The organism is Salana multivorans (assembly GCF_003751805.1).
GTDB lineage: Bacteria > Actinomycetota > Actinomycetes > Actinomycetales > Beutenbergiaceae > Salana > Salana multivorans.
The window spans coordinates 620,640-636,510 of sequence record NZ_RKHQ01000001.1; the positions used below are offsets into that span (position 1 = coordinate 620,640).

A 15,871-nucleotide genomic window follows, 5' to 3' on the forward strand; every position below is an offset into this window, starting at 1 on the left:
TTCAGTTCTCCTTCTCTGACGGGGTGCGGACGGGGGTCGTCCTCGGTGCTGGAGGTGCGGCGGCGGTCAGCTCGGTCTTGGCGACCTTGAGGCTGCGGGTCTGCGGCAGTCGGTCGACCACCTCGACGACGCCGGGCACCTTGAAGTCGGCGAGGCGCTCGCGGCAGTAGGCGAGAACCGCCTCGACGTCGAGCCGAGCCCCGGGGCGCGGCACGACGACGGCCTTGACCGCCTCGTCGTGGATCGGGTCGGGGATGCCGACGACGGCGGCGTCCGCGATGTCGGGGTGGCTCGTGAGCACGCCCTCGACCTGGGCCGGGGAGATATTCTCCCCCGCCCGCTTGATGAAGTGGCTGCGCCGGTCGACGAAGTAGAACCAGCCGTCGTGGTCGACGTAGCCGATGTCGCCGGTGAGCAGCCAGCCGTCGGCGTCGAACGCGGCGGCCGTCGCCTCGGGGTCCTCGAAGTACTCGAGCATGAGGGTCCGTCCCCGCACGCCGCGCAGACGGATCTCCCCCTCGACGCCGGGGGGCACCTCGCGCCCGTCCTCGTCGACGACGCGGGCCTCGTACCCGAGCCCGACGCGACCGATCGACGGCCAGCGACGCTCACCGAGCGGCGGGTCCGTGATGGCGCCGACGAGGCACTCGCTGTTGCCGTAGGAGTTGAGGATCCGCACGCCGAACCGGTCCTCGAACCGCTCCTTCTCCTCGTCGGTGACGGGGAGGTAATAGAGGACCTCCCGCACGTCGTTGTCCCGGTCCGCCGCGCGCTCCGGCTGGAGCAGCAGCGTGCGCAGGATCGTGGCGATCGCCTGGACGACGGTCGCGCCGTGCGCGCGCACCTGGCCCCAGAACCGGTTCGCCGAGTAGCGCTCGACCATGACGAGCGTCGCCCCCGCCATGACGACCGGCATGAGTGCGTTGAGCTGGAAGTTCACGTGGCAGGCCGGCATCGTCGTGAGCAGCCGGTCCTCCGGCCGCAGCGACGCCTGCCAGCCGACGAAGATGCCGGAGAACAGCAGGTTCGCGTGCGTCACCACGACGCCCTTCGGGCGGGCCGTCGATCCCGAGGTGAACACGATGGTCGCCGGGTCGTCGCTGGTGGGCTCCTCGTCGAAGACCGGCTCGGTACCCCGGCGGTCGCGCAGGTCCTCGAACCCGCCCGGCTCCCCCGTCCCCGCGACGACGACGCGATCGACGCGCACGCCACCCGTCGCGCCGCCGCGGTCGTACATCCCGGCGGTCGCCGGCTCGGCGACGACGACGCTGGCCCGCACCCGCTCGAGGACGTCGCGGCACTCCTGCGCGCCCACCCGCGGGTGCAGCGGCACGGCGACGGCGCCGAGGACGGTCAGCCCGAACAGGCACTGCACCATCTCCGGGGTGTTGCCGAGGTGGAGCGCCACCGCGTCGCCGCGGCGCACGCCGAGGTCGTGGAACAGGTTCGCGGTGCGGACCACCTGGTCGGCGACCTGCCCGTAGGTGAGCTCGCGGGTGCGCCCGTCGAGGTCCTCGTGGACCAGGAACGTGTGGTCGGGGCACGTCCGGGCGAGCTCGCGCCACTGGTCGGCGACCGTGCGGCTAGCGACGATGTCCATGTGCGTCACCTCGTCCGGGGCGCGCGGTGAGGCGCGCCCCGGAGGCGGGTGTCATCCTCTCCGAATCGTCCCGTTGGCCTCGAGCTCGGCGATCCGCTCGGGGGTGAAGCCGGCCTCGGTCAGGACGGCGTCCGTGTCCTGGCCGAGCTCCGGCATCGGCCGCCAGATCCGTCCCGGGCTCCTGGTGAACTTCGGCACGATGCCGATCCCGCGCACGGTGTCGCCGGCGGTGTTCTCCCACTCGACGATGGCCTCGCGCTGACGCAGGTGCTCCTCGCGGTCGAGGTCCTCGAACTCGAGGATCGCGTTGGCGGCGATCCCGACGGCGGAGAACTCCTCCTCCAGCTCGAAGCGGTTCTGGGTGAGGCAGAACTCGTCGAGCCTCTGCTCGATCAGCTCGGCCTTCGGCCCGTCGAGCCACAGCGCCGCCGTGTCCTCCGGGTACTCCTCCGTCCCCCACAGGTGGCCCAGCCCGATCCGCTCGAGCAGGTACTTGTTCTGCGGGACGCCGTAGACGCACAGGCCGATGTACCCGTCCTTGCACGCGTACTCGCCGATGCCGCACAGGTTGGGGTGACGGGCGCCGGGGCGCGGGTAGCGCGTGCCGGCGTTGAGGTAGTCCATGTAGTAGTACGCGCCGATGCGGAGCATCACCTCGTACATCGCGATGTCGATGCTCTCGCCCTGGCCCGTGGCGCGCGCCTTGGTGAGGGCGGCGAGGACCGACGCCGCGACCATCTCGGAGGTGAAGTAGTCACCGACGTAGGGCAGGGGTGCCATCGGCTGCTCGGGCGTCCCGTTCTGCGCGAGATACCCGGAGTAGGCCTGGACCGTGAGGTCGTAGGCGGCGCGGTTGACCCGCTCCGGCACGCCGTACTGGCCGAACCCGGACACGTGGGCGATGACGAGGGCCGGGTTGTGCTCCCACAGGACGTCGTCGGTCAGGCCGCGGCGCGCGTAGGTCGGGCCCTTGGAGGACTCGATGAAGATGTCGGCGTCCCGGAGCAGCTCGAACAGGACCGTCCGGCCCTCCTCGCTGAACGGGTTCATCGCGATGCTGCGCTGGTTGCGCCGCTCGAGCTCCTTGACGTACGTGGTGTCACGCATCGAGTCGCCCGTGCGGGTGTTCTCGATCCAGATCACCTCGGCGCCCCACTCCGAGAGCAGGGCCGCGGCGGTCGGGGCGGCGATCTCGACGGCCGAGTAGACGACCCTGACCCCCTCGAGAGGGCCGAAGCCGGGGATGGCTGACGTGCTGCGCTGAGTCACGGGAGTTCTCTCCTTCCTTGGTTTCCCGGGGATCCTCAGCGGTACTCCTTGAGCGCGGCGCGCCCGGCCGTGAGGATCATCATCTCGTCGGTGCCGCCGGAGATCCGCTCGACGCGGAGGTCGCGGAAGAACCGCGCGACGCGGTGGTTGCCGGTGACGGCGATGCCGCCGAGGATCTGGATCGCCTGGTCGACGACGCGCGAGGCGGCCTGCGTGCAGTAGAGCTTGAGCATCGAGCAGTCGCCCCTGCCGAGCTGGTCCGTGTCCGCCTTCCACGCGACCTCGTACATCATGTTGCGCATGTTGGTGAGCTCGGTCCACATCGACGCGACCTTCTCCTGGATGAGCTGGTAGCGCCCGATCGCCTGGCCGCCCTGGACGCGCTGGTTCGCGTACCGGGCCGCGTCCTCGAAGGCGCACAGCGCCCAGCCGTAGTCGCAGGCCGCGACGAGGAACCGCTCGAGGTCGAAGTCGGCGACGGTCCGGGCGAAGCCCTGGCCCTCCTCGCCGAACATGTCCTCCTCGCGCAGCTCGACGTCGTCGAGGTAGATCTCGCAGCACGAGTCCATCCGCAGGCCGAGCTTGTCCAGCGGCTCCTTCGTGATGCCCGGGAGGGACATGTCGACGAACCACTCGGTGTACTGGCTCATGTCCTCGGCGTTGCGGGCCATGATGACGAGCTGGTCGACGCCGAGCGATGACGTGATGAACGTCTTGTGCCCGCTCAGGTACACCTTCCCGTCGCGGCGGGTGTAGGTCGTCGCCATGTCGTTGAAGCTCGAGCCGGCGCCCGGCTCCGTCATCGCGAAGTTCCAGATCTGCTTGCCCGTGCCGACGTAGGACAGGATCTTCTCCTGCTGCTCCGGCGTTCCGACGTGCAGGACGGAGGACAGCGTCGGGAGCTGGTAGAGCACGTACGTCGGGGCGCCCCAGCGGCCCAGCTCCTCCCAGACCGCGGCGATCGTGCCCCAGCCCGCGTCGAGCCCGCCGGCCGACTCCGGCAGGAGGATCGTGTCGACGCCGATCTCGCACAGCGCCTCGACCCAGCGCTGCGGGTAGGTGTGGGCGGCGTCGCACTCGGCGAAGTAGGCCTCCCAGTTCTCGCGCGACATGAGCTCGCGGATGGCCTGGACCATGAGCTGCTGGTCCTCGGTGAGGCTGAAGTCCATCGGTATCGATCCTTCGTTCGGTCTGGTCGTGAGGTGTGGGCCGGATGGCCGGGCTGGTCCGGGCGGGCGGGTCAGGACGGGAGGCTGGCGGCGCGCGGGTCGTCGGTCGCGCCCTCGGTGGCGTCCCCGGCGAGGTGCGCGCGGTAGGCGCGGTAGAAGTCGGCGCCGTCCGTGAGCGCCTGGAGCGCCTCCGGGAGCACGCGCGAGTGGTGGAGGAACCCGTGCAGCACGCCGTCGTAGACGCGCAGCTCGTGGGCCGTCCCCACCTCGGCGAGGACCCGGTCCAGCAGGACCGAGTCGTCGATCAGCGGGTCGAGCTCCGCCGCGGCGACGAAGCAGGCGCCGAGGCCGGACAGGTCGCTCGCCAGCAGGTCGAGGTACGGCGAGGCGAGGTCGTCCGGTCCACCGGTGTAGGCGTCGAGGTAGTACGCGAGGTCCTCGCGGGTCAGCCCGTCCCACGGGCCGCCGTAGAGGCGGCGCGACGCGGAGTCGGCCAGGCCGTACATGCCGTAGTAGAGGAGGAGCTGCTCGATCGCCGGACCGCCGGTGTCCCGCAGCCAGGTGGCCGTCGCGAGCGCCAGCATCGCCCCGCCGGAGTCGCCGGCGAGCGAGATCGTCCCGTCGAGACCGAGGTCGTCGGCGCGCTCGGCCAGCCACGCCACGACCGCGCCGGCCTCGTGGATGGCCCGGGGGAACTTCGCCTCGGGCGAGAGCGTGTAGTCGACGCCGACCACGACGGCACCCGAGCGCTCGGCGAGCGTGCGCATGATCCGGTCGTGCGTGTCGAGGTTCCCGAGGACGAAGCCCCCGCCGTGCAGGTAGACCAGGCAGCCTCGACGTCCCGGGCCGGGCCGGTGGACCCGGACGGCGACGGGGCCGGCGGGGCCGGGCACCACGTCGTCGTCCGTGCGGTCCATGACCGGGCCGCCCTCGTTCCAGAAGGCGCGCTCGACGGTGTACCGCTCGCGCATCGTGGCGAGCGGGGCGTCCGTCGCGAACGCGTCTCCCGCGAGCCGCTCCTGGATCGCCAGCGCCTCGAGCTGACGCGGCGAGGTGCGGGCGAGGACGTCGAGGACCGCCATGATCAGGCGACCCCGACCGCTTCGGTCGAACCGGTGGCGGCGAGCTCGGCCGCCTCGGCGGCGATCCGCTCCGACTCCTCGTACGCCGCGTCGAGCCGGGCCCGGTTCGCCTTGACGTAGGCGGACAGGCCGAGGGCGCACACGGCGGCGATCGCGGCGATCGCGGCGAGGATCCAGAAGATCGTCGGGTAGGCCGTCGTCACGTCGCCGGCGGCCTCGGCCCTGTCGAGGAACGAGCCGAGCCAGATCGAGGAGAACGTGTCGGGCAGGAAGCCGATGACGGACAGCACGCCGGTCGCGGCACCGAACGCGGCGAGCGGGACCTTGCCCTCCGTGAACATGCCCGAGACGATCCCGAACACGCCGTTGGAGATGAACCCGAGCGCGATCGCGAGGCCGGCCAGCGTCACGATGATGCCGGAGGACTGCGGGAGGATCGCGACGATGCCGAACGTGACGGCCGCGACGGCGCAGCCGATCCAGATGACGAGCGAGGACTTGCCGGCCTTGTGGGTCAGGAAGCCGAAGATCGGGCCGGCCAGGAGCGTGATGCCGTAGGTGCGCACGACGCTCACCATGTTCGTGACGTTGGCGTCGGCGCCGAGGGCCGTCATGTAGGGAGCCGTGTAGGACGTGCAGGTGTAGAAGAAGTAGACGAAGAACAGCGTCACCGAGGTCAGCAGGACGACCGGGTTGCGCAGGGCGGCGACGGCGTCGCCCATGACGGCCTTGACGCTGCTCGCTCCGCTGCCGGCCGGGGCGACCTCGCCCTCGAACCACGGGATGAAGACGAGCGAGAGCACGCCGAGCGTCGCGATGAGGATGCCGATGACGACGAGGAAGACCTGGAAGGCGCGGGCCGGGTCGGCGGAGAAGGCCCCGAGGACCGTGGTGCCGATGACGCCGATGAGCAGGCCGGCGACGCCGTAGAAGCCGTAGCTGATCCCGATGTTGCGGGAGTACTCCTCCTCCTCGGAGACGAGCCGCACCAGCTTGTAGCGCACGCCCCACCACAGGAGGATCGTCGAGAAGCCCATGCCGACGAAGACCAGCATGAGGATCGTGAAGGACGGGAGCATCGCGTACAGGAACGTGAGGATCGCCGTGAGGAAGAAGCCCGTCGCGGACAGGGTCCGCATGCGCATCCGGTCGGCGATGAGCCCGGAGAACAGGTAGACCGCGACCGCGGTCCATGCGTAGGCGCTCATCAGCTGCCCCACCTGGACGTTCGTGATGTTCAGCGCCTGGAGCTGCGCATCGTAGAACGTGTTCTTCAGGTATGCGGGGGCGTAGATCGTCGAGCTGCCCATGCTGACGAGGATCAGCACGATCCATCGTCGCGCGGCACCGAGCTCCCGCGCGCTCTTTTCCACTCTGGCGCTCTTGGCCATCGTCTTCCTCCTGGTGCCGCCGAACCCACGCCGACGAGCACCGCGGCAACCATCGCAACGCGGCCGTCGGGCGACCTGGGACTTGTTGTCCCGGGACGGGGCACTGGGTAACGGTCGGGGAGGAAGTGAGTAACCGGCCGCCAGGCAGTGGTGTGCGCCACATCCCGGGTTGGGTGCCGGATCGGCCGAGCCCGCCGGGTCGGGAGCCGCCCGGAGCGGCCACAGGTCCCGAGCTTCCACGCGTCCGGGCCGATACGTTCGAGGGGTGGACGCACCGGAGCTGTACGCCGACGAGATCGAGCAGACCCTTGGCTACCTCCACGACGGCACCACCGTGACGCTGGTCGGCCCCCTGTCCTCCGGGCGCTCGACGGTGCTGCGCCGGATCGCCGAGCGCCTGACCCGGGAGGGCACGCGGGTGGTCCGGATCGACGGCGTCCGCGCGCTCGCCGACCGGCCGCTGGGCGCCCTCTCGGTGGCCGGCGTGGCCCCCGGCCCTGGGTCGCTCCAGGGCCTGTCCTCCGCGGTCGAGCTGCTCCTGTCCCTCCTGGAGGAGGGACCCGGCGTCGTCCTGGTCGACGATGCCGACGACCTCGACCCCGCGACGGCCGGCGTCATCGTCGCCGCCTGCACCCGCGCCGGGATCCCGGCCGTCATGTCCCGCCGCCCGCTCGCGCGGCGCGCGTCCGGCCCCGGGGGCAGCGCCGACGGTCTCGTCGGTGGGCCGCCCCACCTGCAGCTTCGTCCGGCCGCGAGCGTGACGCTCGGCCCGCTGTCCTTCGACCGCGTCCACCGGCTGGTCCACGACACGCTCAACGCCCCCGTCGACCCCGACGCCGTCGCCCAGATCGCGGCGTGGTCGGGCGGGCTGCCGGGCCTCGTCGTGGCGATCGTCGACGCGGCGCGCCGCGGCAAGCGACTCCTGCCGCGGCGCGGGTTCTGGACCTTCCGCGACGAGCTGTGGACGCCGGCCCTCGCGCAGGCGGTCGAGCCCTACCTGGCCGACCTCGGCGAGGAGATGGTCGACGCGCTGACGCTGCTCGCGCTGCGTCCCCAGCTCCCGCTGGAGGTGGCGCGCCGGCACATCCACGCGCGCACCCTGACCCAGCTCGACGACCTCGGGCTGGTGCAGGTGCTGACCGACGGCGAGCGCGCGGGGCTCGGGATCTTCCCGCCCCTCATCGCCGAGTACCTGCGGCACGAGGGGGCGCTCACGCGGCACCTGCTCGCCGTCGAGACGCTCGGTCCGGGTGCCGGTCCCGACGCCGGCGTTGGGGTGGGTCCCGGCAGCGACCGCGACCCCGACGGCTCCGCCGTCCTCCTGCTCGACGACGGGGCCTGCACGAGCGCCATCTACTCGCGGACGGTGCACGCGCACTGGACCGACCAGCTCCGCGCGCAGCGGCGCGCCTGGGAGGAGAGCCCGACGCCGGAGCACGCAGCGACCGTGCTCGAGACGATGCTGACGCTGCGCTCACGTCCCCACGACGTGCGCCGGGTCATCGACGGCACCCGGACCGGGTCCGGCGTCGTCGACGGCATCGGACCCGCCGGGCCGAGCGGCGCCGCCGGCTCCGCGACCACCTGCGCCGCGGGCTGGGCCGCCGTGTACGAGGCGATGCTGACGCAGTCGGTCGACGTGGGCCGCGAGGCCCTCGCGGCCGCCCGCGGCCTCGCCCCCGGTGCCGCGGGCGCGCTGCGCGCGTTCGACGCCTACCTCACCCTCCAGCTCGAGGCCGTCCCCGACCCCGACGCGCTCGTCCCCGGCGCGGACGACGACGACCTCGCCCGGGACCTGCTCACGGTCGTGCGGGCGGAGTCCCTGGTGGCGGCCGGGCGGGCCGAGGAGGCGCTCGCGACGCTCGACGGCTTCCGCCCCCGTCATCGCACCGTCGCGCTCGGCGCGGACCTCGCCACGGGGCTCGCGCTGGTCTACCTGTGCCGGTTCGACGAGGCGCTCGACCGCGCGCGGCGGCGGCTGCGGCAGGCCCGCACGGCGCTCGACGTCGGCGCCGTCTCCGTCCACAGCTACGTCGCCGGGCTCGCGCTCGCGTTCCAGGGCCGGGCGGTCGAGCTCGAGGCGGTCGCCAGCGCGAGCCTCGCCCTCACCGGGGGGTCGGCGCACCAGCCGGCCATCGACGTCGGGATCGCCGCACTGGCGACCGAGGCGGCGCGCTGGCAGAACCGGCACGACTACGCCGAGTCGCTTGCGGCGCAGTCCGTCGGGCTGCCCCCGGCACCCGGCGCGCACCCCTATCTCGTGCCCGAGGCGATCGCGCGGCTAGTCGAGGACGGGGCACGACCGGCGGACGCGCTGTGGGACCTGGCCGAGGAGCGGCTGGAGCACGGGTACGTCGCGTCGGGCGTCGTCGTCGGCGTCGCATCGATCGAGCGCCGGGCCGACCCAGCCCGCGCGCGACGCATCGCGGAGGCAGCCGCGGGCAGCGGCGCGCCGCTGCTGCGGCACCTCGCCGACTACGCGCGGACGCTCGCGACGGACCCGGCCGGTCTCGCCGCGCTGGAGCCGCGGCTGCGCGCGGCCGGGATGCGGTTGCACGCGGTGCGGGCCGCCGTCTCCTGCGCGATGGAGCTGCTGAGCGAGGGCGACCGGGAGGCAGCGATCGAGCGCGCCGACGAGGCGTGGAGCAGGGCGGGGCTGCGCGGTCGGGACCTGTGCGGGCTGTTCCGCCCGTTCGACCGGGCCGTCAGCCTGTCGGGCCGCGAGCGCCAGATCGCGGTGCTCGTGGCACAGGGGATGTCCTCGCCGGAGATCGCGACGCGGCTCGTGCTGAGCGTGCGGACGGTCGACAACCACGTGTTCTCCGCCTGCCGCAAGCTCGGCCTCGACAGCCGTGACCGCCTCGCCAAGGTGGCCCGCACCTGGCTGTCCTGCCAGGCGTTCTAGCGTCGCCGGCCGGGCGTCACTCCCAGCGCCAGGAGTCGATCACCTCGGTGAGGGCGGCGTGCGCTGCGTCGCCCCACTCGTACGGGGAGCTGGCGACGGGATTGACGATCCGCCCGCCGACGTCGATGCAGTACATCTCGACGTACCGGCCCTCCGGGCTGGCGAAGCTGCCGCCCCCGGCCGGCAGACCGTCGAGCTGGATCTCGGGGAGCGCCTCGACGGTCCCGTCCGGGCTCCAGATCTGCACCACGTCGAGCTCACGCATGCACCGGTCCGTCGCGTCGCTCGCGCCGTACCAGGCGAGCTCGTAGACCACGAGGTCGACCGTCCCGTCGGAGGTCCGGACGATCGCGCCGTCGCCGCCCTCCGTTTCGAAGCCGTCGGGCAGTGCGAACGAGAACCACTCCGGCAGGACGACGCGGCCGTCCACCACGTCGAACGGCTGGTCGGCCGACGCGCTCGGGTCCCCCGTCGGGTCCGCGCTCGGATCCCCCGTCGCCTCGGGTGAGGCGCCCGTCGAATCGGGCGACGAGGCCGGGGACGAGGTCGCGGGGGCAGGTGTCGAGGCCGGCGCCGGGGACGCCACCGGGTCCGGCCCGGCGGGGCCGGGACGCATCACGAGGAGGATGACGACGAGCGCCATGACGACGACGAGGGCCGCCACCGCCACGGCGCCGATGACGAGACCACGGCCCGTGCCGGAGCCGCTTCCCGTCGACGGTCCCGTCCGGTACGGGCTGACGGGCACGCCGACCGGCGGCCCCGCCGGCGCGTCTCCCGGGACCGGCGCACCAGGCGCACCGGGTCCAGACGCACCGGGCGCGCCCGTCGCTCCGGGCACCCCCGGAAGGCGGCTCGGGCCCTGAGCACCCCACCAGTCGACCGGGTCCCGCTCGTCCTCGCTCATCGCTTCCTCCCAGCTCTCCCGTTCGGGCGAACCGGACAGCATGCCACACCGGGGCGCGCTCCCGCCGCTCGCGGCCCCGGGGGGCGAGCCACGAACGGCGGGAGCCGGCCAGCGCAGACCGGAGCGGGCGAGCTCAGGCCTCCTGGAGTGCCGTCGCCGCCACCTCGGCGACGGCGGCGTCCGTCACGCTCCCGGCCGGACCGACGAGCTGGACGCCCGTGTCCTCGGCCGGGGCGAACGACAGCATGCTGAGCGCGATGCGCCCGCCGTCGGCGAACACCTCCACCGTCGCGCGGTCGACCAGGATCTCCAGGTCCACCGGTCCCCCGCGCCACGGCGCGCGGGCGAGCGCGAGCGTGCCGTCACCCGGGCAGCCGGAGCTGCCGCGGTCGACCCTGATCTCGGTCGGCGTCACGAGGACGTCGACCCCGCGCGAGGCGTCGGCCGAGCACTTGACGCGGACGCCGGCACCCTCCGGCGCCGGGGTCACGCGCGCGAGGACCGACGCCGCCGCCGGCGCCGCCTGGACCGCGTCACCCGCGGCGAGGGGCTCGTAGGCGCCCGCCAGCTCGCGCAGCGGGCGCGAGATCAGCTCGTACCCGCGGTCCGTCCGCACGAGCGTGAGCTCGCGGACGACGGAGTCGATGCCGTTGTAGCCGCTCTCGGTCCAGGTCGGCGGGTGGGCCATCGAGAACGACGCCTCGAGGTCGCGCAGGAGGCGCGCGCCGACCTCCGGCCGGCCCTCGGCGCCGGCGGCCGCCATCTCGCGGCCGACCCGGTCGGCGTCGGGGTGCCCGACCACCTCGCCGCTCCCGTCGCCGACCGGCGTCACGCTCATCGCGTAGGCCCAGTTGTTCATCCAACCGATGGCCCAGCGGCGGTCCGTGGTCGCCACGCCGTCGGCGTCGTGCACCGGCCAGCTGACCGCCGCGTACCAGTCGAAGCCGAAGTCGAGCCAGCGCGGCTCCCGGTCGACCGGCACGAACCGGTCGCCCTCGATGTCGCCGACCCAGTAGGCGTACGTGCCGGGGCGGTCGGCCCGGGAGGGGTCGGAGCGCTGCGGGCTCGCCGCGAGCACCCAGTGCGAGGTGCCGTCGTCGGCCGTCATGCGGAACAGGTCGGGGCACTCGAGCATCCCGATCCGGTCCTCGTGGAACCGGCTCACCTCGGTCCAGGTCCGCAGGTCGTCGGAGGCGTAGAAGCCCAGGTCCGTGTCCTCGGCGAGCACCATGATCCAGCGGCCGTCGACCCGCTCGATCTTCGGGTCGCGGAAGTGCTCCCACCCGCGGTTCGCGAGCACGGGGGTGTCGGAGAGGTTGGTGAACGTCTCGCCCCCGTCGGTGGAGTACCAGAGGAACTGCGCCTGGCCGTTCTGGCCGCTGGCCCGGTCCACCTGCGTCACGAGGGCGACGACGGCGCCGGGACCGAACCCGGCGGTGTCCTCCTCGTCGACCACGAGGCATCCCGACCAGAGGTCGCGGTTGGGCTGGGACCACTTGTCCATCGGGACGCCGTGGTCACGGAAGCGCATGCCGTCGGTCGTGGAGACCCGGCGCCAGGAGGTACCGGTCGGCAGCGGGTAGTCGGCGTTGTAGAGGTAGAAGTACTGGTATGCGCCACCGGTGTGGATGGGGCGCTGCGGATCGTTGAGCCAGTGGTCGGGCACGGTCAGGTGGAAGGCGTGCTGCCAGGCTGCGGGGTTGGTCATGACACTCCGAATCGCGGGGATGGGGGGATGGGGTGGGCGGCGTCAGCGGGGGCGGCGCTGCTCACGCGTCGGGAACGGCGGGAACGGGGCGTGCGGCGGGACCTGGTACCAGTAGGCGACCGAGGCGACATCGTCGCTGCGCTCGAACAGGATGGGCCCGGTCTGGCCGATCTGCTGCAGCGTCACCCGCAGGGAGTCGGAGAAGTGGATCGGGTCCGGCAGGTGCCAGCGGTACAGACCGTGGACGGGCGCCATCGGCGTCGCGTACACCGACTGGCGCGAGGTGTCGGCCACCAGCCGCTGCGGGTAGCCGCAGTACGGGGCGCTGAACGTGAGCACCTCGGGCTCGACCTCGGAGGACAGCCGGTCCTGGAAGGCCCAGGCTCCCCCGGCGTAGTCCTCCGTCCCGGTGCCGCAGATGGTGGGGTGCTCGTCGTCGCCGTCGATGAAGAACTTCACCTCGCCCTCGCCGTACCAGTACCGCTCGAGGCAGGTGATCGACAGGAAGGTGCCGACGTAGGCGCCCGGGCCCCGCACGCCGTCGAGGATCGTGTGGTCGACGCCGAGCGTCGTCGGGTTCTCCCGGCGCCACTGCGCGTGGAACCGGGCGGGGTCGGCCTGGCCGCGCGGGTCGAGCGTGTAGTCGACCTGGAAGAAGAAGCCCTCGACGTCGACCGGGTGCTCGTTCGTCACGGTGATCCGGGCGCGGGAGCCGAACGGCATCGTGAAGTAGCTGTTGAACCCGCCGGACGGCGCCACGACGATCGGCACCGACGTCACGAGCGTGCGCGCGCCGGCCCCGCAGCAGAAGAAGTCGCCGAGCGGGACCTCGACGCTCGGCGTCTCCTCCCCGTCCCAGTACGCCCGCAGCACGAGGTCGCGCAGGACGAAACCGACGGCGTTCGTGTGGTCGGCCGTCGTGAACCACAGGTGGGTGATCGCGCCGGCGCCGTCGATGTCGGCGAGGACGGTCTCCTCACCCCTCGGGAGGGTCAGGCACGGGCGCCCCTTCCGCCCGGGGCCGAGGTCGGAGACGGCGTGGCCGCCGCCCCCCGGGGCTCCGTCGGGGTTCTCGGCGGTGATCGATCGGGACAGCAGACCCGTGCCGACGGGCGGAACGGTGGAGAAGACGGACAAGACGCTCCAGTCAGGTGGTCGGGGGACGGTCGGACGGGCCTCGGGGCCGGCCGGGCGGACGTCAGGCGAGGACGGGCGGGCGGACGAGGAGGTGGCGCAGCTCGGCGCGCGTGCCGTCGGCGACGACGCCGTACCAGCCACGCGGACGGTGGTAGACGCGGCCGCTGAGCGCGACGTCGCCCACGTAGGCCACGACGGCGGAGCCGTCGAGGACGATCCGGAACGGGATCGCTCGACCCGGCTCGATGGCGAGCGGACGGTCCAGCTCCGGGAAGTGGTCGACGTACCAGCTCCGGTAGCCGCCGACGCGGCCGAGCTGGACGACCTGGAGCTCGGCGTCGAGCCGGAGGAAGTACCCGCCCTCGCCGTTCTCGTCGACGTCGAGGAGGATGCCGGCCGAGCCCGTGCTCGACGCGAGGGTCAGCTCGCCCTCGAGGAGCGCCGCGGACGGCAGCCGGCCGAGGACCGCGGTCCGGCGCTCGTACGCCGCGTCGACCACGAGGTCGACGGGGTCGCGCTCCGGCTCGCCGAACCGGTCCGGCAGCGCCAGCGGGGGCCGGACGGCGAGCGTCCCGTCCTCGCGCTGGACGATCTCGTGCACCGTGAGACACCCGCCCCACTGCCAGTCGCCGTCGTCGCGGTCCTCGACCTTGGTCGGGTTCCAGCCGAACAGCAGCCGCGGGCCGCTGCCGTCCTCGGGGCCGGCCGACTTCGCCGCGTAGAACGCGCGGTTGTCGAACTGGTTGTCCCGCGGGGTGATCCAGGGGCCGTCGGGGCTGCGGCTCATGACGTACCGGGTCGCGGTGTGGGTCGTGTACTCGGAGAAGACGAGGTAGTACCAGTCGCCGATCCGGAACAGGTCGGGGCACTCGTGACCGTGGTAGCGCCCGGGGGCATAGTCGCGCACGTGCTCCCAGGTGCGCAGGTCGCTGCTCGTGAGGACGGCCGTGCAGCCGCGCCCCGTCGGCTCGCCGGACCGGGTCCGCGCCGCGACGAGCATCGTGACGTCGCCCGTCAGGGGGTGACGGTAGACGAACGGGTCACGCCAGTCGTGGCGCTCGTACCGGCTCTCGTCGGCGACGAGCTCGAAGTCGGGGTCCTTGGTCCAGTGGTCCAGGTCGGGGCTCGTCGCGTGCAGGACGACCTGCTCCCGCAGCTCGTCGGTGCGGAAGAGCGGGTTGATCCCGGTGAAGTAGATGTGGTGCAGGCCGTCGTCGTCGGTGAACACCGAGCCCGTCCCGACGCCCGGGTCCTGGTCGGCGTCACCGCCCTTGGGGATGGCCTCGCCGTGGTCGACGAACGTGACGCCGTCCAGCGTCGAGACGTGGTGCCACGGGCTCCCCCAGCCGTGGGAGTCGGTGTCGCGGTAGTTGCGCAGGTAGTACAGGTGGTAGCGGCCGTCGTAGTAGTAGGGGATGCAGTCCCCGACGACGCCGAACTCCGGCTTGTAGAAGATCTCCACGGTTCTCCGATCGACGGGTCAGCGCGAGTACGGGTCGGCCGCGTCGCGCAGCCCGTCGCCGACGAAGTTGAACAGGACGACGGCATAGACGAGCACGACGGCCGGCAGCAGGAGCCACGGGTAGTTCGCGACGACGGTGACGTCCTGCGCCTGCTGCAGCAGCGTCCCCCAGCTCACGTCGGGCGGCGTGATGCCGAGGCCGAGGAAGCTGAGCGTCGTCTCGCCGAGGATCATCCCGGGGATCGCGAGCGTGACGTGGACGATGAGGAAGCTCGTGACGCCCGGCAGGAGGTGGCGGCCGATGATCTTGCTGTGGCTGGCCGAGGAGATCCGCGCCGCGGTGACGTAGTCCTCCTCGCGCAGGGACATGAGCTTGCCGCGCACGACGCGGGCGAGGTTGGTCCAGCCGACGAGGGAGAGGATGACGGTGATCGCTAGATAGGTCTGGATGCCGCTCCACGACCGGGGGATCGCCGCGGACAGGGCCATCCACAGCGGGATCAGCGGGATCGAGATGATGAAGTCGATGATGCGCTGGATGACCGAGTCGATCCGGCCGCCGAAGTAGCCGGAGATGCCCCCGAGCACGACGCCGAGGACGAAGCTGATCCCGACCCCGGCGAGGCCGACGAACAGCGACACCCGCGAGGCGACGACGATCCGGGAGAACAGGTCGCGGCCGAGGTTGTCGGCCCCGAAGAGCAGGACGGGCTGGGCCCCCTCCGGCGTCCCGAACAGCACGCGGTCGGCCGGGATGAGCCCGAGGACCTTGTACGGCGTGGTCTTCACGAAGAGCTGGACCGGGATGCGCTCGGCGTCCTCGGGGATGACGGTCTCGTACCGGAACGTGTCGGGGTCGAGCGCCGTCTCGGTCTCGTAGATGAACGGCAGGTGCCAGCCGCCGTCCCGGTCGACGATGCGGACGAGGGTCGGCGGGGAGTACTGCTGCTCGGGGAACTGCTGCTGGACCCGGTACGGCGCGACGACGTCGGCGAACAGCGCGATCACGTACAGCAGGACGAGGAGGGCGAGCGCGATCGGCGCCAGCTTGTGCTTGCGGAACCGGTGCCAGACGAGCTTGCCCTGGGAGGCGTCGCGCAGTCGCTCCTGCGTGCGACGGGCCCGTGCCCCGCGCCGGGACCGCAGCTGCTTGAGCCGCTCCTGCCCCCGCTCGCGGACGTAGTGCTCCTCGGTCTCGACGGGTCGTTCTTCTACGACGGTCATGGCTGTCTCCTCGCCGC

11 protein-coding genes are annotated in these 15,871 nt (G+C 72.4%); 1 reads left to right on the top strand and 10 read right to left on the bottom strand.

Annotated features, from left to right (window positions below; all coding sequences use genetic code 11):
* Position 1 precedes the first annotated feature (1 nt).
* The 5 genes from caiC to EDD28_RS02960 form a co-directional block, all read right to left on the bottom strand.
* Positions 2-1,600, bottom strand: coding sequence for a crotonobetaine/carnitine-CoA ligase (gene caiC / locus EDD28_RS02940; RefSeq protein WP_123738256.1), 1,599 nt, complete (start codon positions 1,598-1,600; stop codon positions 2-4).
* Between the two features lie 51 nt (positions 1,601-1,651).
* Positions 1,652-2,869 (bottom strand): L-carnitine CoA-transferase, encoded by a 1,218-nt coding sequence (gene caiB / locus EDD28_RS02945; RefSeq protein ID WP_211339097.1) that lies wholly within the window; start codon positions 2,867-2,869, stop codon positions 1,652-1,654.
* A 35-nt stretch (positions 2,870-2,904) separates the two neighbouring features.
* On the bottom strand, positions 2,905-4,038 hold the full coding sequence (caiA, locus tag EDD28_RS02950; RefSeq protein WP_123738257.1) for a crotonobetainyl-CoA dehydrogenase: 1,134 nt from the start codon (positions 4,036-4,038) through the stop codon (positions 2,905-2,907).
* Positions 4,039-4,109: 71 nt separating this feature from the next.
* On the bottom strand, positions 4,110-5,120 hold the full coding sequence (locus EDD28_RS02955) for an alpha/beta hydrolase fold domain-containing protein (protein WP_123738258.1): 1,011 nt from the start codon (positions 5,118-5,120) through the stop codon (positions 4,110-4,112).
* Positions 5,121-5,122: 2 nt separating this feature from the next.
* Positions 5,123-6,511 carry an MFS transporter gene (locus EDD28_RS02960; RefSeq protein WP_123738259.1) on the bottom strand — a complete coding sequence of 463 codons (1,389 nt, stop codon included), beginning with the start codon at positions 6,509-6,511 and terminating at the stop codon, positions 5,123-5,125.
* 265 nt (positions 6,512-6,776) lie between these two features.
* Between EDD28_RS02960 and EDD28_RS17825 the strand changes: the two genes are divergently transcribed.
* The gene (locus EDD28_RS17825) at positions 6,777-9,416 is read left to right on the top strand and encodes a helix-turn-helix transcriptional regulator (protein ID WP_123738260.1); all 2,640 of its coding nucleotides are present in this window, start codon (positions 6,777-6,779) and stop codon (positions 9,414-9,416) included.
* Positions 9,417-9,432: 16 nt separating this feature from the next.
* On the opposite strand, the gene EDD28_RS02970 is transcribed toward EDD28_RS17825, so the two are convergent.
* From EDD28_RS02970 to EDD28_RS02990, 5 genes are all read right to left on the bottom strand, one after another.
* Entirely contained in the window at positions 9,433-10,323 is an 891-nt protein-coding gene (locus EDD28_RS02970; RefSeq protein ID WP_148059529.1) for a hypothetical protein, read from the bottom strand.
* A 133-nt stretch (positions 10,324-10,456) separates the two neighbouring features.
* Positions 10,457-12,031, bottom strand: a complete 1,575-nt coding sequence (locus EDD28_RS02975) for a glycoside hydrolase family 32 protein (RefSeq protein ID WP_123738262.1) — start codon at positions 12,029-12,031, stop codon at positions 10,457-10,459.
* Between the two features lie 42 nt (positions 12,032-12,073).
* The gene (locus EDD28_RS02980) at positions 12,074-13,168 is read right to left on the bottom strand and encodes a glycoside hydrolase family 172 protein (protein ID WP_123738263.1); all 1,095 of its coding nucleotides are present in this window, start codon (positions 13,166-13,168) and stop codon (positions 12,074-12,076) included.
* Positions 13,169-13,229: 61 nt separating this feature from the next.
* The gene (locus tag EDD28_RS02985; protein ID WP_123738264.1) at positions 13,230-14,630 is read right to left on the bottom strand and encodes a glycoside hydrolase family 32 protein; all 1,401 of its coding nucleotides are present in this window, start codon (positions 14,628-14,630) and stop codon (positions 13,230-13,232) included.
* A gap of 18 nt (positions 14,631-14,648) precedes the next feature.
* Positions 14,649-15,854, bottom strand: coding sequence for an ABC transporter permease (locus EDD28_RS02990; RefSeq protein WP_123738265.1), 1,206 nt, complete (start codon positions 15,852-15,854; stop codon positions 14,649-14,651).
* Positions 15,855-15,871 lie beyond the last annotated feature (17 nt).

Bases quoted from the DNA above. Each gene is read 5' to 3' on its own strand.
- caiC (WP_123738256.1), bottom strand. From the start codon at position 1,600: ATGGACATCGTCGCTAGCCGCACGGTCGCCGACCAGTGGCGCGAGCTC.
- caiA (WP_123738257.1), bottom strand. From the start codon at position 4,038: ATGGACTTCAGCCTCACCGAGGACCAGCAGCTCATGGTCCAGGCCATC.
- EDD28_RS02955 (WP_123738258.1), bottom strand. From the start codon at position 5,120: ATGGCGGTCCTCGACGTCCTCGCCCGCACCTCGCCGCGTCAGCTCGAG.
- EDD28_RS02960 (WP_123738259.1), bottom strand. From the start codon at position 6,511: ATGGCCAAGAGCGCCAGAGTGGAAAAGAGCGCGCGGGAGCTCGGTGCC.
- EDD28_RS02970 (WP_148059529.1), bottom strand. From the start codon at position 10,323: ATGAGCGAGGACGAGCGGGACCCGGTCGACTGGTGGGGTGCTCAGGGC.
- EDD28_RS02975 (WP_123738262.1), bottom strand. From the start codon at position 12,031: ATGACCAACCCCGCAGCCTGGCAGCACGCCTTCCACCTGACCGTGCCC.
- EDD28_RS02990 (WP_123738265.1), bottom strand. From the start codon at position 15,854: ATGACCGTCGTAGAAGAACGACCCGTCGAGACCGAGGAGCACTACGTC.